This is a genomic window from Variovorax sp. RO1 (assembly GCF_002849325.1).
Lineage (GTDB): Bacteria > Pseudomonadota > Gammaproteobacteria > Burkholderiales > Burkholderiaceae_C > Variovorax.
Window position 1 is genome coordinate 1,608,735 of the sequence record NZ_PKMT01000001.1, and the last position, 19,997, is coordinate 1,628,731.

20 protein-coding genes are annotated in these 19,997 nt (G+C 68.5%); 8 read left to right on the forward strand and 12 right to left on the reverse strand.

The window, feature by feature from the left end; all coding sequences use genetic code 11:
* Positions 1-32 precede the first annotated feature (32 nt).
* The gene (locus tag CY658_RS07835) at positions 33-857 is read left to right on the forward strand and encodes an undecaprenyl-diphosphate phosphatase (protein WP_101489583.1); all 825 of its coding nucleotides are present in this window, start codon (positions 33-35) and stop codon (positions 855-857) included.
* Between the two features lie 36 nt (positions 858-893).
* Here the strand turns inward: CY658_RS07835 and CY658_RS07840 are convergent, their stop codons facing one another.
* Complete coding sequence (locus CY658_RS07840) at positions 894-1,703, reverse strand: IclR family transcriptional regulator (protein WP_101489584.1); 810 nt, start codon at positions 1,701-1,703, stop codon at positions 894-896.
* A 112-nt stretch (positions 1,704-1,815) separates the two neighbouring features.
* On the opposite strand from CY658_RS07840, the gene CY658_RS07845 reads away from it, so the two are divergent.
* The 3 genes from CY658_RS07845 (at position 1,816) to azu (ending at position 5,711) form a co-directional block, all read left to right on the forward strand.
* A complete protein-coding gene (locus tag CY658_RS07845) occupies positions 1,816-2,790 on the forward strand; it encodes a Bug family tripartite tricarboxylate transporter substrate binding protein (protein WP_101489585.1) in 975 nt (324 codons plus the stop codon).
* Positions 2,791-2,800: 10 nt separating this feature from the next.
* Complete coding sequence (locus CY658_RS07850) at positions 2,801-5,158, forward strand: cytochrome P450/oxidoreductase (RefSeq protein WP_101489586.1); 2,358 nt, start codon at positions 2,801-2,803, stop codon at positions 5,156-5,158.
* A gap of 100 nt (positions 5,159-5,258) precedes the next feature.
* On the forward strand, positions 5,259-5,711 hold the full coding sequence (gene azu, locus CY658_RS07855) for an azurin (RefSeq protein WP_101489587.1): 453 nt from the start codon (positions 5,259-5,261) through the stop codon (positions 5,709-5,711).
* On the opposite strand, the gene CY658_RS07860 is transcribed toward azu, so the two are convergent.
* The 5 genes from CY658_RS07860 to CY658_RS07880 form a co-directional block, all read right to left on the reverse strand.
* Positions 5,704-7,632 (reverse strand): sensor histidine kinase, encoded by a 1,929-nt coding sequence (locus CY658_RS07860; protein ID WP_101489588.1) that lies wholly within the window; start codon positions 7,630-7,632, stop codon positions 5,704-5,706. The genes azu and CY658_RS07860 overlap by 8 nt on opposite strands.
* A complete protein-coding gene (locus tag CY658_RS07865; protein WP_101489589.1) occupies positions 7,542-8,246 on the reverse strand; it encodes a response regulator transcription factor in 705 nt (234 codons plus the stop codon). The genes CY658_RS07860 and CY658_RS07865 overlap by 91 nt, the downstream gene beginning before the upstream one ends.
* 114 nt (positions 8,247-8,360) lie before the next feature.
* Complete coding sequence (locus CY658_RS07870) at positions 8,361-9,173, reverse strand: SDR family NAD(P)-dependent oxidoreductase (protein ID WP_101489590.1); 813 nt, start codon at positions 9,171-9,173, stop codon at positions 8,361-8,363.
* A gap of 96 nt (positions 9,174-9,269) precedes the next feature.
* The gene (locus CY658_RS07875; protein ID WP_101489591.1) at positions 9,270-9,650 is read right to left on the reverse strand and encodes a YciI family protein; all 381 of its coding nucleotides are present in this window, start codon (positions 9,648-9,650) and stop codon (positions 9,270-9,272) included.
* On the reverse strand, positions 9,632-10,939 hold the full coding sequence (locus tag CY658_RS07880; protein WP_101489592.1) for an RNA polymerase sigma factor: 1,308 nt from the start codon (positions 10,937-10,939) through the stop codon (positions 9,632-9,634). Before CY658_RS07880 ends, CY658_RS07875 begins: the two co-directional genes overlap by 19 nt.
* Positions 10,940-11,052: 113 nt before the next feature.
* Between CY658_RS07880 and CY658_RS07885 the strand changes: the two genes are divergently transcribed.
* Positions 11,053-11,577: an MOSC domain-containing protein gene (locus tag CY658_RS07885; protein WP_101489593.1), complete on the forward strand. Its 525-nt coding sequence runs from the start codon at positions 11,053-11,055 to the stop codon at positions 11,575-11,577.
* Between the two features lie 7 nt (positions 11,578-11,584).
* On the opposite strand, the gene CY658_RS07890 is transcribed toward CY658_RS07885, so the two are convergent.
* Genes CY658_RS07890 through CY658_RS07905 form a run of 4 tightly spaced genes read right to left on the reverse strand, consistent with a single transcriptional unit; the run spans position 11,585 to position 16,130 of the window.
* Positions 11,585-12,391 (reverse strand): alpha/beta fold hydrolase, encoded by an 807-nt coding sequence (locus CY658_RS07890; RefSeq protein WP_180838922.1) that lies wholly within the window; start codon positions 12,389-12,391, stop codon positions 11,585-11,587.
* A gap of 2 nt (positions 12,392-12,393) precedes the next feature.
* A complete protein-coding gene (locus CY658_RS07895; protein ID WP_101489595.1) occupies positions 12,394-13,233 on the reverse strand; it encodes a proteasome-type protease in 840 nt (279 codons plus the stop codon).
* Positions 13,234-13,261: 28 nt separating this feature from the next.
* Positions 13,262-15,919 carry a DNA mismatch repair protein MutS gene (gene mutS / locus CY658_RS07900; RefSeq protein ID WP_101489596.1) on the reverse strand — a complete coding sequence of 886 codons (2,658 nt, stop codon included), beginning with the start codon at positions 15,917-15,919 and terminating at the stop codon, positions 13,262-13,264.
* A 31-nt stretch (positions 15,920-15,950) separates the two neighbouring features.
* Positions 15,951-16,130 (reverse strand): hypothetical protein, encoded by a 180-nt coding sequence (locus tag CY658_RS07905; RefSeq protein ID WP_101489597.1) that lies wholly within the window; start codon positions 16,128-16,130, stop codon positions 15,951-15,953.
* 255 nt (positions 16,131-16,385) lie between these two features.
* Here CY658_RS07905 and CY658_RS07910 point away from each other — a divergent pair, with 255 nt between their 5' ends.
* From CY658_RS07910 to corA, 3 genes are all read left to right on the forward strand, one after another.
* Positions 16,386-16,616 (forward strand): polysaccharide deacetylase, encoded by a 231-nt coding sequence (locus CY658_RS07910; RefSeq protein ID WP_180838888.1) that lies wholly within the window; start codon positions 16,386-16,388, stop codon positions 16,614-16,616.
* A 142-nt stretch (positions 16,617-16,758) separates the two neighbouring features.
* Entirely contained in the window at positions 16,759-17,325 is a 567-nt protein-coding gene (locus tag CY658_RS07915; protein WP_257884783.1) for a hypothetical protein, read from the forward strand.
* Between the two features lie 33 nt (positions 17,326-17,358).
* On the forward strand, positions 17,359-18,345 hold the full coding sequence (gene corA / locus CY658_RS07920; protein WP_101489600.1) for a magnesium/cobalt transporter CorA: 987 nt from the start codon (positions 17,359-17,361) through the stop codon (positions 18,343-18,345).
* Between the two features lie 133 nt (positions 18,346-18,478).
* On the opposite strand, the gene CY658_RS07930 is transcribed toward corA, so the two are convergent.
* Complete coding sequence (locus CY658_RS07930) at positions 18,479-19,321, reverse strand: siderophore-interacting protein (RefSeq protein ID WP_101489602.1); 843 nt, start codon at positions 19,319-19,321, stop codon at positions 18,479-18,481.
* An 11-nt stretch (positions 19,322-19,332) separates the two neighbouring features.
* Positions 19,333-19,917: a PadR family transcriptional regulator gene (locus CY658_RS07935; protein WP_101489603.1), complete on the reverse strand. Its 585-nt coding sequence runs from the start codon at positions 19,915-19,917 to the stop codon at positions 19,333-19,335.
* Between the last annotated feature and the right edge of the window lie 80 nt (positions 19,918-19,997).

A 19,997-nucleotide genomic window follows, 5' to 3' on the forward strand; every position in this document is an offset into this window, starting at 1 on the left:
CGCCATAATTGCCGCTCTTACAAGGAGTACGCGTGGATATCGTTTTGCTGGTCAAGGCCGCTGTCATGGGCATCGTGGAGGGTCTGACCGAATTCCTGCCGATCTCGTCGACCGGCCACCTCATTCTTGCGGGCTCGCTGCTGGGCTTCGACGACGCCAAGGCCAAGGTGTTCGACATCGCCATCCAGACCGGCGCGATCTTCGCGGTGATCCTGGTCTATTGGCAGAAGATCCATTCGACCGTGGTGGCGCTGCCGCGCCAGCCCAAGGCGCGCCGGCTGGCACTGAACATCGTCATCGGCTTCCTGCCCGCCGTGGTGCTGGGCCTGCTGTTCGGCAAGATGATCAAGGCGCACCTGTTCATTCCGACCGTGGTGGCCAGCACCTTCATCATCGGCGGCTTCATCATCCTGTGGGCTGAGAAGCGCCCGCCGGGCTCGGTGCGTGTCGAGCACGTGGACGACATGACGCCCTGGGACGCGCTCAAGGTCGGCCTGGTGCAGTGCTTCGCGATGATCCCCGGCACCAGCCGCAGCGGCTCGACCATCATCGGCGGCATGCTGCTGGGCCTGTCGCGCCAGGCGGCGACCGACTTCTCGTTCTTCCTGGCGATTCCGACGCTCATCGGCGCGGGTGCCTACAGCCTGTACAAGGAACGCGCGCTGCTGTCGATGGCCGACATTCCGATGTTCACGGTGGGCCTGGCCTTCTCGTTCATCAGCGCGTGGCTGTGCGTGCGCTGGTTGCTGAAGTACATCAGCACGCACAACTTCATTCCGTTCGCGTGGTACCGCATCGCCTTCGGCATCGTCGTGCTGGCCACGGCGTGGACCGGCACGGTGGTCTGGGCAGAGTAAATCTGCCCGCTGCCTTCGGGCAGCTCCGGCGTTGCCTCAGGCCGCCGCGCCCAGCAGCGCGCCGGCGGCCTTCGCCTCCCGCCGCACGGCGATGGCGATCGGCCCGTCGATCGACGGGTCGAACCCGCCCGTGGCACCCAGCGCGGTGATCACGGCGCACACCCTTCCCGCGTAGTCGTACACCGGCGCCGCCACGGCGCTGATGCCGCGCAGGTAGGTGTCCTTCACGATCGCGCAGTGCGCCTGCTGCACCTCGCGGCGCAGCGCGCCGATGGGGTCGGCCGCATCGAGCAGCGCACGCATGTCCGCGGTGGCTTCGGCCAGTTCCTGTTCGGCCAGCGCCACCACGCGCGACTCGTCGAGCAGGCCCAGAAAGGCGCGGCCGGTGGCCGACCACAGCATCGACATCACCGAGCCGGCGCGCACGTTTACCGTCACCGGCAGGCCCGGCTCCTCGAAGCGCACGATGGTCGGGCCCTTGTTGCCCATCACCGCGACGAAGCAGGTCACCTCCAGCGATTCGCGCAGGCGGATCAGGCAGGGCTCGGCCGCGCGGATCGGGTCGGCCTGGCGCATGGCGGCCAGCCCGATCTGGATCGCCTCGGGCCCCAGGTAGTAGTGCTGCGAGGCGGTGTCCTGGCGCACCAGGCTTTCTTCCATCAGGCTCGCAAGGTAGCGGTGCACCTTCGCCGGGCTCTCGCCCACGTGGGTGGCCAGGGCCGTGAGGCTGCTGCGCCCGCCCAGGTGCGCCAGGCCCTTGAGCACGGCCATGCCGGTCTCGGCGGACTGCACGCGCTGGCGGCGCTCGCGGGGAGGGGAAGAAGGAGCTTCGGCGGGGGAGGTCATGTCGTCGGCATCTTAGGTGGCGGCCCAGGCGGCCGGGTAAACCCGTGGATCGTTAATTACGCAATGCGTATGATAATTACGCAATACACAATATCCACTCCGGAGACACCCGATGAAGATGCACTTCGCCCGCGGCCTTGCGGTCCTGTCCCTCGCTGCCCTGGCCACCGCCGCCAGCGCCCAGACCGCTTTCCCCGCCAAGCCGATCCGCTGGCTCGTGCCCTACGCGGCCGGCGGCGGCTCCGACTTCCTTGCGCGCACCGTCGCCCAGACGCTGTCGACGCAGGTCGGCCAACCCGTGCTGGTGGACAACAAGCCGGGCGGCAACACCGCGCTGGCCGCCGCCGAAACCGCGCGCGCCCCGGCCGACGGCTACACCGTGCTCTCGGCCGACAACGGCACGCTGGTGTTCAATCCGGCGCTGTACAAGTCGCTGAGCTACAGCCCCACCAAAGACCTGGCGCCCGTCACGCTCATGGGCAAGTTCCCCATGATCCTGGTGGTCGGCGCCAACTCGGGCTTTGCCACCGCCAAGGACTTCATCGCGCAGGCCAAGGCCAAGCCGGGCGGCATCAACTACGCCTCGGCCGGCGCGGGCAGCCCGCACCACCTGGCGATGGAACTGCTGAAGGTGGAGGCCAAGCTCTTCATGGTCCACGTGCCGTACCGCGGCGCAGCGCCCGCGCTGGCCGACGTGGTCGGCGGGCAGCTGCCGGCCATGATGGTCGACATGGCCGCCGGCGCCGGCTTCATCAAGGGCGGCAAGGTGCGCGCGCTGGCCGTGGCCAACCCCACGCGCCTGCCGCAGCTGCCCGACGTGCCCACCTTCGCCGAGCTCGGCTACAAGAACGTCGAGGCCGCCGCGCTGGTCGGCGTGGTGGTGCCCGCGGCCACGCCGGCCGATGTGGTGAACACGCTCAACCGCCAGCTGGTGGCGGCCATTCACGAGCCCTCGGTGAACAAGCGCATGGTCGACTTCGGCGTCGAGCCCGTGGGCAACACGCCCGCGCAGTACACCGAGCTGCTGAAGGCCGAGACCGCGCGCTGGCACAAGCTGATCCGCGACCTGAAGATCACGCTCGACTGAGTCTGCTGCCATGTCCGACACCGCCATGCCATCGCGCACTTCCTCGGCTTCTGGCTGCCCCGTCGCGCACGGGGCGCTCTCGTCGCACAGCACGCCCACCGGCTGCCCCGTGAGCCAGCGCGCCGCCGAGTTCGATCCCTTCGAAGACGGCTACCAGCAAGACCCGCCCGAGTACGTGCGCTGGGCGCGCGAGCAGGAGCCGATCTTCTACAGCCCCAAGCTGGGCTACTGGGTGATCACGCGCTACGACGACATCAAGGCGGTGTTCCGCGACAACCTCACCTTCAGCCCGTCGAACGCGCTGGAGAAGATCACGCCCACGGGCGACGAAGCCAACGCCGTGCTCGCAAGCTACGGCTTTGCGCTCAACCGCACGCTGGTGAACGAGGATGAGCCGGCCCACATGCCGCGTCGCCGCGCGCTCATGGACCCGTTCACCCCCGAGGCGCTGAAGCACCACGAGCCGCTGGTGCGCGAGCTGGCGCGCAGCTATGTCGACCGCTTCATCGACGACGGCCGCGCCGACCTCGTCGATCAGATGCTGTGGGAAATTCCACTCACCGTGGCGCTGCACTTTCTCGGCGTGCCCGAGGAAGACATGGACACGCTGCGCAAATACTCCATCGCGCACACCGTCAACACCTGGGGCCGTCCCAAGCCCGAGGAGCAGGTCGCCGTGGCGCACGCCGTCGGCAACTTCTGGCAGTACGCCGGCAAGGTGCTCGACAAGATGCGCCAAGACCCCGACGCACCGGGCTGGATGCAGTACGGCATCCGCAAGCAGATGCAGCACCCCGAGGTCGTCACCGACTCGTACCTGCACTCGATGATGATGGCCGGCATCGTCGCCGCGCACGAGACCACCGCCAACGCCACCGCCAACGCCGTGAAGCTGCTGCTGCAGCACCCGCAGGTGTGGCAGGAGCTGTGCGACGACCCGGGCCTCATTCCCAATGCGGTGGAAGAGTGCCTGCGCCACAACGGCTCGGTGGCCGCCTGGCGCCGGCTCGTCACGACAGACACGCAGGTCGGCGGTGTCGACCTGCCGGCGGGCTCGCGCCTGTTGATCGTCACCTCGTCGGCCAACCACGACGAAGGCCACTTCGCCGATGCTGACCTGTTCGACATCCGCCGCGACAACGCCAGCGACCACCTGACCTTCGGCTACGGCTCGCACCAGTGCATGGGCAAGAACCTGGCGCGCATGGAGATGCAGATCTTCCTGGAGGAGTTCACGCGCCGTCTGCCGCACATGCGCCTGTCGGAACAACGCTTCAGCTACGTGCCCAACACCTCGTTCCGCGGTCCCGAGCACCTGTGGGTCGAGTGGGACGCGCGCGCCAACCCCGAGCGCGCCAATGCGGGCCTGCGCGACGTGCAAGTGCCCGTACGCATCGGCGAGCCGTCGGCGCACGCCATCGCGCGGCCCGTGGTGGTCGAGCGCGTGACGCCGGTGGCCGACGGTATCGTGCGGCTGCGCCTGGTGTCGCCCGACGGCAAGCCGCTGCCGCGCTGGACGCCGGGCTCGCACATCGACGTGGAATGCGGCACGCCCGAGCTGTCGCGCCAGTACTCGCTGTGCGGCGACCCCGACGAAGCCCACGCGCTGGAGATCGCCGTGCTGCACGAGCCCGAAGGCCGTGGCGGTTCGGCCTGGGTGCATGCGAACGTGAAGGTGGGCGACCGCTTGCGCATCCGCGGCCCGCGCAACCACTTCCGGCTCGACGAGTCGCTCGCGAAGGCGATCTTCATCGCAGGCGGCATCGGCATCACGCCTGTGAGCGCGATGGCGCGGCGCGCGAAGGCGCTGGGCATGGACTACGAACTGCACTACAGCGGCCGCAGCCGCGCCACCATGGCCTTCGTCGACGAGCTGACTGCGATGCACGGCGATCGCCTGCACGTGCATGCGGCCGACGAAGGCCGGCGCAACGACCTGCGTGCGTTGCTGGCCACGCCAGTGCCCGGCGCTCAGGTCTATGCCTGCGGTCCGCTGCGCATGCTCGAAGCGCTCGAAGACTGCTGCGCCGCCTGGCCCGAGGGCGCATTGCGCGTCGAGCATTTCGAATCGACGCTGGCCACGCTCGACCCGTCGAAGGAACATGCCTTCGAGGTGGAGCTGAAAGACTCCGGCCTCGTCATCACCGTGCCGTCCGACCAGACCTTGCTGACGGCTTTGCGCGCGGCCAATGTCGATGTGCAGAGCGACTGCGAAGAAGGGCTGTGCGGCTCGTGCGAAGTGCGCGTGCTGGCCGGCAAGGTCGATCACCGCGACGTGGTGCTCACGCGCAGCGAGCGCGATGCGAACACGAAGATGATGGCTTGCTGTTCCCGCGCCTGCGAAGGACGGTTGGTGCTCGAACTCTGAGGCCTTTCTCCACACGCCTTGATTCATCGCAAGGGTTTCGCGGCACGCCCACCGCACAGTGGGGCGTGCCGAATCGGCACCTCACCGAAGGAACCATGTGATGAAGACGAAAACCACCGCGGCCCTGCTTTTCACGGCGCTGCTCGCCGGCCCCGTGCTGGCCGCCACCTGCGACATCGAGATCGAAGGCAACGACGCGATGCAGTTCAACAAGACCGCCATCGCGGTGCCGGCGAGCTGCAAGCAGTTCACCGTGAAGCTCAAGCACGTCGGCAAGATGCCCAAGGCCGCAATGGGCCACAACTGGGTGCTGAGCAAGGCCGCTGACGCGCCAGGCGTGGCGGCGGACGGCATCGGCGCAGGGCTGGACAAGGCTTATGTGAAGCCGGGCGATGCCCGCGTCATCGCGCATTCGAAGGTCATCGGCGGCGGCGAGACCGATGCCGTGAGCTTCGACGTGGCCAAGCTCAAGGCCGGCGACAGCTATGCGTGGTTCTGCTCGTTCCCCGGACACGCGTCGCTCATGAAGGGCACGCTGACGCTGGTCAAGTAGCAGCACCGCCCAAAGGCATCAGCAGCACCACCTGCGTGTCGCCGGGCTGCGACTGCAACTGAAGCTCCGCGCCCAGGCGGCGCGCCCGCGCCTGCAAATTGCGCAGCCCCGCACCGCCGCTCACGCTGTGAACCGCGAAGCCGCGGCCGTCGTCGCGCACGCTGAGCTGCAGTTCGGCGCCCGCGCGCGCCACCGTCACGTCCACGCGTCGGCCTGCGCTGTGCTTGAGCACATTGGTCAGCGCCTCCTGCAGGAAGCGCATCAGGTCCAGGCTTTGCGAAGGCGCGAGTTCGAGCGTGTCGATGCCCGAGACCTTCCAGCGGCAGTCGATGCCGTTGGCGTCGAGCAGCTGCGCGCTGCGGTAGCGCAGCGGCGCCAGCAGTTCGCCGAGTGCACGCGCACCGTCGTCGCGGCCGGTGGCGTCGATGATCAGCCGCAGGTCGTCGCGCAGGCTCTTGAGCATGGCCAGCAGCTGCGGCGCGCTGAGGTGGTCGGGCGTGCGCTCCAGCGTCGCGATGCTCCCCACGAGCATGCCGCCCAGGCCGTCGTGCAGGTCGCTCACGAGGTTCACGCGCTCGCCGATACGCGCGTGCGCCAACTCGAGTGCGTGCTGTTGCGCGAGCGTGGCCGCGAGCTCGGCCTTGGCGGCGTTCACTTCCTCGATCAGCTCGGTGTTGAAGTTCTCGATGCGCTTCAGGCTCTGCACGAAGCGCCCGGCCTGCGTGAGCGCCATGCCCAGCAGCAGCACGTACGAGGACATGGTCGTGTAGTAGATGTTGCTGTCGATCACCTGCGTGAACACCAGCAGATCGTGTGCGCCCGTGAGCGCCGACACCGCCATGAACGGCGCGAGCGAACGCATCGGGCTGCCGCGGTAACGCAGCGCATGGAAGATGCCGGCGCTGTTCACCCCGATGATCGTGAGGCCGCCCACCAGGGTCCAGATCGCGCGGTGGGTGGGCAGGTTCGCAGTGCCGGCGAACCACAGGTCGAGCACGCCGATTGTTGCCACCGCGAACGCCGCGATTTCGAGGCGCGGCAGGCGCCGCCCGGCAAAGCGCAGCACGAACACGCCATACGACATGCTGAAGAACAGCAGCAGCGAGGTGTTGAGCGCCTGCCAGCTGTGGTTGTTGGCAAAGGGCCAGGGGCTGGTGGCGATCTGGTTGTAGCCGAACAGCAGCCACAGCACCGACATCGCAGCGAACCAGCCGTAGGCCGTTTCGCGCCGGCGCAGCAGCCACCACGCTGCGAAGAAGGCCGACACCGCCGCGCTGGTCGCCAGGCCGAACACCTGCAGGTCGCGCCGCATGAGCTGCTCGCGGCCGAACTCGGCCTGCAGGGCGGCGGGCGTGCCCAGGCTCACCGGCCCCAGCCCGGCCTGGTAGGCCGACAGGCCCGACACCCGCACCAGCAGCGTGTTGGTGCCGGCGCGCAGCTGCGGCGCGGCCAATAACCAGTAGCGCGGCGAGTTCCACGCGCGCGTGAGCGGCTCGACCAGGCTGCGGTCGCGCCAGATCGTGGTGCCGTTGAGCGAGACCTCGCCGGCCATGTTCAGGTAGTGCAGCAACAACCCGGCTTCGCCCACGGGCGTGGGCTGCTCCCAGGTCAGCCGGTACCAGACCACGCCGTCGAAACCGGGCCAGCGCGTGGCCCAACTGTCGGGCAGGGTGACGGGCGTCCAGCCGTCGGTGGGTGGAGCGGTGTCGTCCCAGCCGGTGCCGCGTGCGGCTTCGGCGCGGAGTTCAGGAGCAGCGGGTGTTTGAGCGTGTGCGCTGCCTGCTGAGAGCAGCAACCACAGGGCCCACAGCGCAAGGCCCGCAAACAACCTCAGCGCAGCAGGCCGTGCCGTCGTCCCTGGTAGATCGCCTCGGTGCGCGAGTTGACGGCCAGCTTGCGGTAGATGTTCTTGGTGTGGCATTCCACGGTCAGTCTGGAGATCGACAGCGCTTCCGCCATGTCGCGGTTGCTCATCCCTTGCGACACGAGCTCGAGGATTTTGCGCTCGCGCGGCGTGAGTGCGACGGGGGCCAGCGTCGGCTCGTCGAAGGGCGGTGGCGGGGCGGGCAACTGCGCCGCCACCCAGCCGAGGATGCGTCGTGCGATGGCCGGGTCGATCGGTGCGCCGCCTTGCTCGATGCTGCGCAGCGCGATGCTGAGCTCGAGGTCGTCGCGTTCCTTCAGCAGGTAGCCGATGGCGCCGGCGCGCAGCGCGGCAAAGATCACGGCCTCGGTGCGCCAGGCCGAGATCACCACCGCGGGCACGAGCGGGCGGTGCACATGCATCCAGTCGATCAGGTCGACACCGCTGCCGTCGGGCAGGCCGATGTCCACCAGTGCCACGCCGAAATGCTGCTGCTGCTCCAGCAGCGAGCGGGCCGCGGCCACGCTGTCGGCCCAGGCGATCTGCGGCTCGTCGCAGCCCAGTGTGGAGAGCACGTACGCCAGCCGCTCGCGCATCGCCGGATCGTCTTCGACGACCAGCGCAGGGCTCAGCGAGACAACTTCAACGTCTTCCAGAAGAGGGGCAGACATAGGACGACATTTTTGAGCCGTGGTGTACGTGGTGCAACGTTTTTTCTTAAATGAAACGACTGTTTCTAAAGTTCCTATTTGTATCTTGATGTTAATTCAAAGCGTGAGCCGGACCTAGTCGAGGATGACCCCACCGCTGAGGTTGACTATTGCGCCCGTCATGGCCCCGGCCAGCGGCGACGCCAGGAACACCGCGGTGCCCGCCAATTGGTCCAGCGAGGGCAGGCGCGCCACCAGCAGGCCCTCGGGCCGCTCGGCCAGCATCTGCTCGACCGTGAGCCCCATGCGCTCGGCCGCCGGGTGAAACACCTCGCGGCTGTGCGAGCCCGCGGCCGCCGCCTCGGGAATCGCGTGCGAGCGGATGCAGGCGGTGCGGATGCGAAAGGCCGCCAGCTCGCCCGCCATGTGGCGCGTGAGCCCCTCCACGCCGGCGCAGGCCACGGCATGTCCGAGGTACCCGGGACCGGGTAGGCGCGAGGCCGGCGTCGACACCGACAGGATCACGCCGCCGCCGCGCGCCGCCATGTGCGGCGCCACGGCCTTGGCGGTGAGGAAGTTGCTGCGCGTGTAGGCGTGGACGGGGACGAAGTAGTCCTCCAGCGACAGCTCGGCGAGCGGCCGGCCCTGCACGTGGAAGACGCCGACCGCGTTGAACGCGAGGTCGATGCCGCCGGCCTCTTCTGCGACCTCGGCCGCGTGGCGCAGCATGGCGGCTTCGTCCAGCGCATCGACCACCGCGGCCTGCGCGCGGCCACCGGTGGCCGCGATGTCTCGCACCACCGCATCGAGCTTGTCGCGGTTGCGGCCGGTGATGAACACATGGGCGCCTTCGCGTGCAAAGGCACGGGCCACGGCACCGCCGAGGGCACCGCTGCCGCCGTGGATCACGGCGCAGCGGTCTTTCAAAGACAGAACATTCGAGGGCATGAGCGCTTCTCCTTGGGATGGCGACCCGCGACATGCGGGCGCTCGTTCCAAGGACGGCGCAGGCCCCGGCGATCCGACAGCGCAGTGGGATTTTTCTCAGACCTGCGGAATGCGCGGCGCGATCACGCCCGGGTCGTACCAGGTCACCGGGCGGATCTCGAACACGCCGCCCTCGAAGTCCAGCCGCCGCGCCGCATGCCGTGCGTCCTCGAGCGACTCGCACTCGACGATGTAGAGGCCCATGAGCTGCTCCTTCGTCTCGGCGAAGGGCCCGTCGGTCACCAGCGGATGCGCGGCGCCGGCGTGCCGCACCGTGGTGGCGGTGTCGGGCATCAGGCGCAGCACGGTGCCGAGCCGGCCGGCGGCCTGCAGCTCGTCGCGCAGGTCGGTGTGGCGCTCGAGCATCTCGTCTTCGACCTCGGGCGCCCAGCCGGCCGCCGCAGCTTCGGAACCGTAGATCAGGATGGAATAGAGCATCGTTCGTCCTTTGCGTGGAGGGTGTCGGAAGCGGTGCCATCGCCGTGGGCACCGAGGCGGTCGAGCAGCAGGCGGATGTGCGCGGCCTCGGCGGCGGTGCGGGCCAGTGCGAGCGCGTCGGCAAAGGCGCGGCGCGCGTCGTCGGCGCGGCCCAGCTGCGTCAGCAGGCCGCCGCGCAGGCCGTGGAAATGAAAGTACGCCGACAGCGGAACCGCCAGCGCGTCGACCATCACCAGCGCGGCCTCGGGCCCGCGCACCTTGGCCACGGCCACCGCGCGGTTGAGCGTCACCACGGGCGAGGGCTGCAGCCGTTCGAGCCCGGCGTAGAGCCGGTCGATCTCGGCCCAGTCGGTGTCGGCTGCGTGTGCGGCCCGTGCGTGCGTGGCTGCGATGGCCGCCTGCAACTGGTACGGCCCGATGCGGCGCCGGTGCAGCGCGGCATCGAGCAGGGCCAGGCCTTCGTCGATCGCCGCGCGGTGCCAGCGTGTGCGGTCCTGGTCTTCGAGCAGCACGACCATGCCGTCGGCGTCGAGCCGCGCCTCGGCGCGCGCATGCTGCAACAGCAGCAGGGCGCACAGGCCGGCGGTCTCCGGTTCGTCGGGGAACAGCGCGCACAGCAGGCGCGCGAGGCGGATCGCCTCTTCGCACAGCGCGGCGCGCACATGGGCTGTGCCGCCGCTGGCCGCATAGCCTTCGTTGAACAGCAGGTAGACCACCGCACCCACGGCCGCCAGCCGCTCGCCGCGTTCGCGCACCCCGGGCGCATCGAAGGGCAGGCCGGCCGCGGCCACGCGCTGCTTGGCGCGCGTGATGCGCTGCTCCATCGCGCGCTCGCCGACGAGGAAGGCGCGCGCGATCTCCGGCACCGACAAGCCCGAGACGATGCGCAGCGCCAGCGCGATCTGCTGCGCGAGCGGCAGGGCGGGGTGGCAGCAGACAAAAAGCAGGCGCAGCACGTCGTCGCGGTAATGCGATTGGTCGAGCTGCTCGGCGAGGTCGGTATCGAGGGCCGCGTCCGCGTCGCCGTCATCGCCTTCAGGCAGCGGATCGTGCCGGTCGCGCCGCCGCAGTTCGTCGAGCGCTGCGTTGCGGCCTACGAGGATCAGCCACGCCAGCGGATCGTCGGGCGGGCCTTGCTCGGGCCAGTGCCGCAGCGCGCGCAGGCTGGCTTCCTGAAAGCCTTCCTCGGCTGTGTCCAGGTCGCGGAAGTAGCGCAGCAGCGCCGCCACCGCGCGCGGGCGCGCGGCGGTCAGCGTGGTGGCGATCCAGCTCAGCTCGGTGGTGGTCATCGTCGGCGCGGTGCGGTGTCGCTTCGAAGAAGGAGGTTCAACCCCAAGGACGCGCCAGTATGCGGCGGGCCGACAGCAGCGCGCAAAAAAAGTCCGCATGGACAATGCGGCGCATGTCCGATCTCCACGCCCTGACCCGGCAGTTCCCGCACCCCGGCCGGCTCGACGCCATCCTGCTGCGCCCCGCGCGGCGCACGCCTGTCGAATCGGTGGAGGAGGTGCTGGCGATCGAAGCGCTGGGCCTGGTCGGTGACCGCAGCAGCGCTGGGCGCGGCGGCGGCAAGCGCCAGGTCACGCTGATCCAGGCGGAGCACCTGCCGGTCATCTCGGCGCTCGCGCAGTGCGTGGAAGGTGTCGACGCCGGCCTGCTGCGCCGCAACCTCGTCGTGTCGGGACTCAACCTGCTGGCGGCGCGGTCGCTGTTTCGCGACCAGCCGCTGGTGCTGGCGCTCGGGCCCGAGGTGCTGCTCGAGATCACCGGGCCCTGCGAGCCCTGCTCGCGCATGGAAGAACTGCTGGGCGCCGGTGGCTATAACGCCATGCGCGGGCACGGCGGCGTGACGGCGCGGGTGCTGCGCGGCGGTGTGCTGCGCGTCGGCGATGCGGTCGCCTGCCGCGTGGGCAGCAGCAGCGCCTGAGCGCCACCTACATCAGGTTGCGCAGCGAAGCCTCGATGGCTGCCGCCGTGGCCAGCGGCTTTTCCATCGGGAACAGATGGCTGCCGTCGAGCATGGTGATGCGGCCCTTGGTGACCTGCTCGGTCATCGCCATGCCGACCTGCTTCATCTCGACCGACTGGCGTCCGCCGATGAACGCCACTTTGCACTTCAGCGGATGGCGGCGTAGCAGCCCGCCCAGCGTGTGGGGCAGGGTGTTGTAGATCGCGGTTTCCACGTCGCGGTCGAAGCTCAGGGCGCGCGTGTCTTCGCTGTCGAAGGTGCCGTGGTCGATGTAGTCGTGCAGCACCTGCTCGTCCCACTTCGCGAAGGCCTTCTTGCTGCGGAAGTGCTCGAACACCGCCTCGCGGTGCTCCCAGCTGTTGCGCCGCTTGCGGCTGGTGGCGCCGGGCGAAATGCTCTTCATGAACGGCGTGCGCTTGACCACGTTGAGCGTGTTCGCGCGCCAGCCGCCGAGGATCGGCGAGTCGATCAGCAACACGCCGCGCGCCAGTTCGGGGTGGCGCGCCGCGCACATGAGGCTCAGGAAACCGCCCAGCGAATGGCCGATGAGGAACACCGGGCCGCCCGCGCGGTCGGCGCGCAGCTTGGCGAAGTCGGCCAGCTGCTGCACCAGGTGCGGCCAGTTGTCGGTGACGGGGTACTTCGGGTCGTGCCCGAATTTCTCGATGGCGTCGACCTCGAAGCCCCGGTTGCGAAGGCTGTCGAGAACGACGCGGTAGGTGCTCGCCGGGAAGCTGTTGCCGTGCGAAAAGATGACAGGAGGCACGGACAGATTCAGATGAGCTTTTCGTCGGGAGTCGAGATCTTGCGCAGCGGGCTGTGGCGCGTGGCCGGCATCCGCAGCGGGTGGTCGGTGACGCTGTCGTCCCACACCGGGTCTTCGATGCTGTCGAACACTTCGCGCAGCTTCTGGCCCCAGCTGTTGTGCATCATGCGGTAGTAGGGGTTGTCGGCGTCGATGCAGATCACGCGGTCGGTCTCGAGCTTGTTGGCCTCGTACACCACCAGGTCGAGCGGCAGGCCCACCGACAGGTTCGACTTCATGGTCGAGTCCATTGACACCAGCGCGCACTTGGCGGCTTCGTCCAGCGGCGTTTCGGGCGTGAGCACGCGGTCGAGCACGGGCTTGCCGTACTTCGATTCGCCCACCTGGAAGTAGGGCGTCTCGGTGGTCGCTTCGATGAAGTTGCCCGCGGCGTAGACCAGGAACAGGCGCATGCCTTCGCCCTTGACCTGTCCGCCGAAGATGAACGACACGTTGAAGTCCAGGCCCGCATGCTTGAGCGCCTCGGCGTCGCGGTCGTACACGTGGCGCACGGCCGAGCCCAGCACGCGCGCGGCGTCGAACATGCTCTTGGCGTTCCAGATGGTGATGGGGTCGCCCTGCGAGCCGTCTTCGCGCGTTTCGCGCAGCTCTTCGATCTGCAAAATTTCGCGCACCGACTGCGAGATGCTCAGGTTGCCCGACGACAGCAGCACCATGACGCGATCGCCCGGCTGCTCGTAGACGATCATCTTGCGGAAGGTGCTGATGTGGTCCACGCCCGCGTTCGTGCGCGAGTCGGAGAGAAACACCAGGCCGGCGTTGAGTTTGATGCCTACGCAATAAGTCATGGGTTCGCCTTGCAGGAACTGGGCCCGCTCATGCGGTACTGCGTTCACGTGCGTTCAGTTTCTGGAGGGCATAGAGCGCGTCGAGGGCTTCGCGCGGGCTCATGGTGTCCGGGTCGAGGGCAGCCAGCGCGGATTCTACGGCGCTGACCATGGGGGTTTCGGCGGCAGGCGGGGGCGCGAACAGGTCGACCTGCGCACGCGTTTGCGCATGCTGCGATTCGAGTGCGTCGAGCGCCTGCCGCGCATGGTTGACCACTGCGGCTGGCATGCCTGCGAGGCGCGCCACCTGGATGCCGTAGCTCTTGCTGGCAGGGCCGGGCTGCATCTCGTGCAGGAACACGATGTCGCGGCCCGACTCGGTCGCGCTCACGTGCATGTTCACGGCGCCGTGGTGCGTGGCCGGGAACTCGGTCAGCTCGAAGTAGTGGGTCGCGAACAGCGTGAAGGCCTTGCTGCGGTCGTGCAGCTGCGCCGCGATGCCGGCCGCCAGTGCCAGGCCGTCGAAGGTGCTGGTGCCGCGGCCGATTTCGTCCATCAGCACCAGCGACTGCGCCGTGGCGCTGTGCAAAATCTGCGCGGCCTCGGTCATCTCGAGCATGAAGGTCGACTGCGCGTTGGCCAGGTCGTCGGCCGCGCCGATGCGCGTGTGAATGGCATCGATCGGCCCGAGGCGGCAGGCCGTGGCCGGCACGTGCGAGCCGATGGACGCCAGCAGCACCACGATCGCCACCTGCCGCATGTAGGTCGACTTACCGCCCATGTTCGGGCCGGTGATGATCTGCATGCGCTGCTGCGGCCCCATCTGCGTGTCGTTGGCAATGAAGCTGCCCGACGACTTTTCGGCCAGCCGCGCCTCCACCACCGGATGGCGGCCCTGCTGTATCTCGATGCACGGATGCGACACGAACGTCGGCGCGCGCCAGTTCAGCGTGTGCGAGCGTTCGGCCAGCGCGCACAGCGCGTCGAGCGCGGCGATGCCACCGGCCAGCTGCGTGAGCGCGGGCACCGAGGGTTGCAGCGCGTCGAGCAGCTGTTCGTACAGCCACTTCTCGCGCGCCAGTGCGCGGTCTTGCGCGCTCAGTGCCTTGTCTTCAAAAGCCTTCAGCTCGGGCGTGATGAAGCGCTCGGCGTTCTTCAGCGTCTGGCGGCGGCGGTAGTTGTCGGGCACCTTCGAGAGCGCGCTTTGCGTCACCTCGATGTAGAAGCCGTGCACGCGGTTGAACTGCACGCGCAGGTTGCTGATGCCGGTGCGCTCGCGCTCGCTGATCTCGAGCTTGAGCAAAAAGTCGTCGCAGTTCTCGCTGATCTCGCGCAGCTCGTCGAGTTCGGCGTCGTGGCCCGTGGCGATCACGCCGCCGTCGCGCACCAGCGCCGACGGGTCGGGCTTGACCGCGCGCACCAGCAGATCGGCGCAACCCGGCGGCGGTGCGAGGCGTTCGGTGATCTGCGCCAGCAGCGCAGCCGCGCCCGGCAGCAGCGGCGCCAGTTGCTCGGCCTTCGACAGCGCAAGCTGCAACGCCACGAGTTCGCGCGGACGCACCTGGCGCAGCGCAATGCGCGCGGCGATGCGTTCCACGTCGCTGGTGTTCTTCAGCTGCTCGCGCAGCGTGCGCCAGGGTGCGGCGGTGGCGCCGGGCCCGGGGGACTGCAGTGCGCCGATGGCGTCGAGCCGGCCCTGCGCTTCGCTGCGGTCGCGGCGCGGCGAGAGCAGCCAGCGCTTGAGCAGGCGGCTGCCCATGCCCGTCATGCAGGTGTCGAGCAGCGAGAACATCGTGGGCGAATCTTCGCCGCGCAGTGTCTGCACCAGCTCGAGGTTGCGGCGCGTGGTGGGCGGCAGCTCGATCAGGTCGCCGTCGCGTTCCACCGACAGGCGCTGCACGTGCGACAGCACGCGGCCCTGCGTGTGCTCGGCATAGCCCAGCAGCGCGGCGGCCGCGGCGTGCGCGTTGCCCAGCGATTCGGCGTTCCACGCCGCGAGGCTGTGGCTGCCCATCTGCTCGCTGAGCTTGCGCTCGCCCAGGCCGGGATCGAACTGCCAGGCCGGACGCAGCGACAGCGTGAACGGCACGGCCGCGCGCGCGGCCTTCAGGCGCTGCTCGAAAGCGGGCGTGACCTCGGCGCTGTACAGCAGCTCGCTCGGCGCGATGCGCGCGATCCAGGTTTCGAGCGCATCGGCCGGGCACTCGGCCAGGCGCAGCTCGGCACCCGTCACGCTGAGCCAGGCCAGGCCGCAGAAATTGCGCGTGCCCGCATGCACCGCGAGCAACAGCGAATCGCTCTTGTCGTTGAGCAATTCCGAATCGGTCAGCGTGCCGGGCGTGACCACCCGCACCACCTTGCGCTCGACTGGCCCCTTGCTGGCGCCGACCTCGCCCACCTGCTCGCAGATGGCCACGGACTCGCCGAGCTTGATGAGCCGCGCGAGGTAGGTGTCGACCGAGTGGAAGGGCACGCCGCACATCAGCACCGGCTGCCCGGCCGACTGGCCGCGCTGGGTGAGCGTGATGTCGAGCAGGCGCGAGGCCTTTTCGGCGTCGGCCCAGAACAGTTCATAGAAATCGCCCATCCGGTAGAACAGCAACGTGTCCGGATGGTCGGCTTTGAGGCCCAGGTACTGCACCATCATGGGCGTGTGCCCGGAGAAGTCGCTGGAAGAGGGGGCGGGGTGGGCAGTCGTCGTTTTCACTCGGGGATTATCGGGGACGGGCGGACGGGGATCAGCCGACGGTCAGCGTGACCGGCTTGCCGATGCGGTTGAGCATTTCGACCCGCGCGTCGTCGATCTGCTTCTGCGATGCGGCCTGCAGGCGGCGGGCCTTGGCCGGCGCAAAACCCAGTTCAAGGAAGAGGTTGGCACCCGGCGGGGAGACGTGGCGGATGGCGGTGTCGGTCTTCATGGTCTGTTTTCCTGGGAGGGATCGCCGGATGGTCATGTGCTTCTGTTCTGGTCTGGACGGCATTGTCCAGACGGCCCGCGCAGCATCGCGCCCCGAAACACCTTTCTGGTTCCGAGGATGTGAACTTTTTGGGAACTGGCGCGGATCAACGGCGCATCGTGGCTGCGGCTCAGAACTTTGAATCCAGAAGTTGCATCCGAACGTAGTCACGCGCATGACTGCGCGGACGCATAAGAACTTTGGAGGGAGATCCCAGTGAGCTTCGAGGACATCCGGAACCGATTTCAGGTACCAGCCCGCAAGGGCGCCAGGGTGCTGGTGCGCGGGCAACCCGGCACCGTGACCACCGTGCGGGGGCTCACGCTGCGCGTGCGGCTGGACGGCATGCGTTGGTCGCAGCCGTACATGCCGGACGAGCTGCAATGGCTGCCGGCCGATGCGCCCGAGGCGCCCCAAGTGGACGCGGAGGCCGAACCCGGCGACTGATGCGGCCGGGCGCGGGCGGCGGCTCGCGTCGCGGCTCCTAAAATCGCCCGGCGCAAACCCCGCGTGAAGAACAAAGGCGCCCATGGCCCCCCTGGATGAAATCAAAGGCCCTGCAGCGGACGCGCTCCCGGACACCGCCACCTTGCCCGCTGAACTCGCGGCGCTGTATCTGTGCATGTCGCCGGCCCAGTTGGCGGACCTGCGCAAGTCGAAACGGCCCGAAGGGCGCCCGGGCGCAAGCAACGGCCCGTCCGTCATCCGGCCCGTGGAAGGCACAGGCGGCGCCAAGGACCCGGCGCTCTACCAGCTCGGCACGCTGCGTGAGTTTGCCAAGGCGAACGCTGCCCCTTCCGCCTTCGACACCGCGCTGAACACCGGCCTGCTGGGCTGGGTCAGCGCCAAGCTGCCTTTCTTCGCCGAGCGCGAGCCCCGCATCAAGCGCGGCAAGCGCGTGCTCATCGGCGGCGCCTGGGACCGGGCCGATCCGCTGCGCGAGCAGCGCTTCGTCGCGCTGGCCAAGGGCCGCATCCGCTTCACGTCGCTGACGTGTGCCGAAGCCGCGGCGAGCCTGTGGGCCGACGTGGACAGCCATCGCGCACTCGCCGACCAGGGGCTGGCGTTGCTCAGCCGCGAGACGCAGGCCATCGAGGCCTCGCTCGCAGAGACGGCCGCCCTGGCCGCGACCGCATCGACCGATGCGGCCGCCTGAGTTCATTCCAAGTTCGAAGAGGGAAGCGTCCCGATGCTGATCAATTGCGTGGCCTATGAAAACGGCGCCAAGCTCGCCGACATTCCCGTCGAGGACATCAGCGAGTACATCTCCCGCGCCGGCTGTTTCGTCTGGGTGGCACTGAGCGACGCCACGCCGGAAGAGCTGGCCCAGATGCAGGACGAATTCGATCTGCACCCGCTGGCTGTCGAGGATGCCCAGCACGGCCATCAGCGGCCCAAAGTGGAGGAGTACGGCGACTCGCTCTTCGTCGTGATGCACCTGGTCGAGCCCTCGACAGAAGAAGGCGAAGGCGGGCACAGCGTGAACGTGGGCGAGGTCAACGTGTTCGTCGGCAAGAACTACGTGCTGTCGGTGCGCAACCGCAGCCAGCAGGGCTTTCTGGGTGTGCGCGAGCGCTGCGAGCGCGAGCCCGACCTGCTGCGCAACGGCGCGGGCTTTGTGCTGTATGCGCTGATGGACGCGGTGGTCGACCGCTACTTTCCGGTGATCGACGCGCTCGAAGTGGAACTCGAATCCATCGAGCAGCAGATCTTTGCGCAGGGCGGTGCGGCGCGCGACAAGATCAAGCAGCTGTACGACCTGAAGCGCCGCAGCCTCATTCTCAAGCGCGCGGTGGCGCCGCTGGTGGAAGCCGCGGGCAAGCTGCACGGCGGGCGCGTGCCGCAGATCTGCGTGGGCACGCAGGAGTACTTTCGCGACGTGGGCGACCACCTGGTGCGCATCAACGGCTCGATCGACGCGGTGCGCGACACCATTGCCACGGCGGTGCAGGTGAACCTCTCGATGGTCACCATCGAAGAGAGCGAAGTGACCAAGCGGCTGGCTGCGTGGGCCAGCATCTTCGCGGTGTGCACTGCGTTTGCGGGCATCTGGGGGATGAACTTCGAGCACATGCCGGAGCTGAAGTTTCGCTATGGGTATGCGATGGCGTTGGGGCTGATCGTCAGTACCTGCGGGTATCTCTATTACCGGTTCAAGCGCGTCGGTTGGCTCTAGTGGGGCTTTCTCCCTACCCTTCCGGGGGAGGGTGGGGTGGGGGCTCGCGGCCTATCAACCCTCAGCGGCTTTTCACAGGCCGCTTGCCCCCATCCCAGCCTTCCCCCGGGAGGGGAAGGAGCAATACCAACACTTATTCGTCGTGCGTGTCGTGTGTCGCAACGGCACCGCGGCGCCAGTAACCTGACGCCCGAACCCACTTCGGGTTCGCACCGCGTTCGCCCACGAGGTGTGCGCGCAGTGCCTTCGCAATCGCCGATTCGCAACCGACCCACGCATGGAAGTCGCCGGCCGGCAGCGTCATCGCTTTCAGCGTGTCGACCAGCACCGGGCTCAGGCCTGGTGCTGCGCCTTGGCGGTGTACCCAACGCAGCGTGAGTTCGGCCTGCGTCTCGAAGGGAATCTCGTCGGCTTCGCTGTCGACTTCCGCCAGCACCACCACGCGCGCACCGGCGGGCAGTTCGGCCAGGCGACGCGCGATCGCGGGCAGCGCGGTGTCGTCGCCGATCAGCAGGTGCCAGTCGAACTCGGTCGGCAAGATGAACGAGCCGCGCGGGCCGCCCACGCCGACGATGTCGCCGGGCTTGGCCTGCTCGGCCCACTGCGTGGCAGGGCCGGCGTCGTGCAGTGCGAAGTCGATCTCCAGCGTGTTCGCCTGCGCGTCGTGGCGGCGCGGCGTGTAGTCGCGCATGGCCGGGCGACCGCCCTCGGGCCACACCGGGCCGTCGGGGCCGACGGTCGGCAGCGTGAGCTGGCCGGTGGTGGCATCGGGAAAGAACAGCTTCGCGTGGTCGTCGAAGCCGGGGCTCGTGAAGCCTTCGAGCGCGTCGCCGGTCAGCGTGATGCGGATCAGGTGCGGCGTCATGCGCTGCACGGTCTTCACTGTGAGCTGGCGAAAGCGCAGTTCGTGGCGCACGCGGCGCGGCGTGCGATCGGGCGTGTTGGCAGAGGAGGAGTTGGTGGTGAAGTCGGTCATTTCAGGTTGATTCAAATGCGTTCGAGCTGTTGTGCGGCGCTGTCGAGCACCGCGGCGAATTCGTGGGCTTGTTGTTCGGTGAGGGGGGCGCCGCCGAGGCGCAGGCGCATCGCGAGCTTGAGGTTCTCGATGGCGCGGGTGACTTGCGGGGGCCGTCCGGCGCGCGGGCCGGCGCCGTCCACGCCGCCCGCCATGCGGGCCATCATGGCGTCGGCCGTTTCGCGGTTGGCGGCCAGGAACTCCTGGCCGCTCGGCGTGATGCTGTAGCGCTTGCGACCGCCGACGTCGGCGGTTTCCACGCTCAGGTAGCCGAGTTCTTCCAGCAGCGTGAGCGTGGGGTAGACCACGCCGGGGCTCGGCGCGTAGGTGCCGCCCAGGCGGTCTTCGATGGCCTTGATGAGCTCGTAGCCGTGCGAGGGCTTGTCGGCAATGAGCTGCAGCAGCACGAAGCGCAAGCCGCCATGGCCGAACACCCGGCCCGCGCCGCCGCCGCGCCCGCCGCGCAGCCCGCGACCGCCCCCCGAGAGGCCGTCGTCGTGCTCGCCGCGCGGGGCGTGGCAATGGTGAGGGTGCGGGGCGTGGTGGGAGTGGCGCATGGGGTGGTCCTTCTTGATCGTGTCTGAAACTATTCTAGATATATCGAAATAGAAGGCAAGCCAGTCCCCAAAGCAGACCC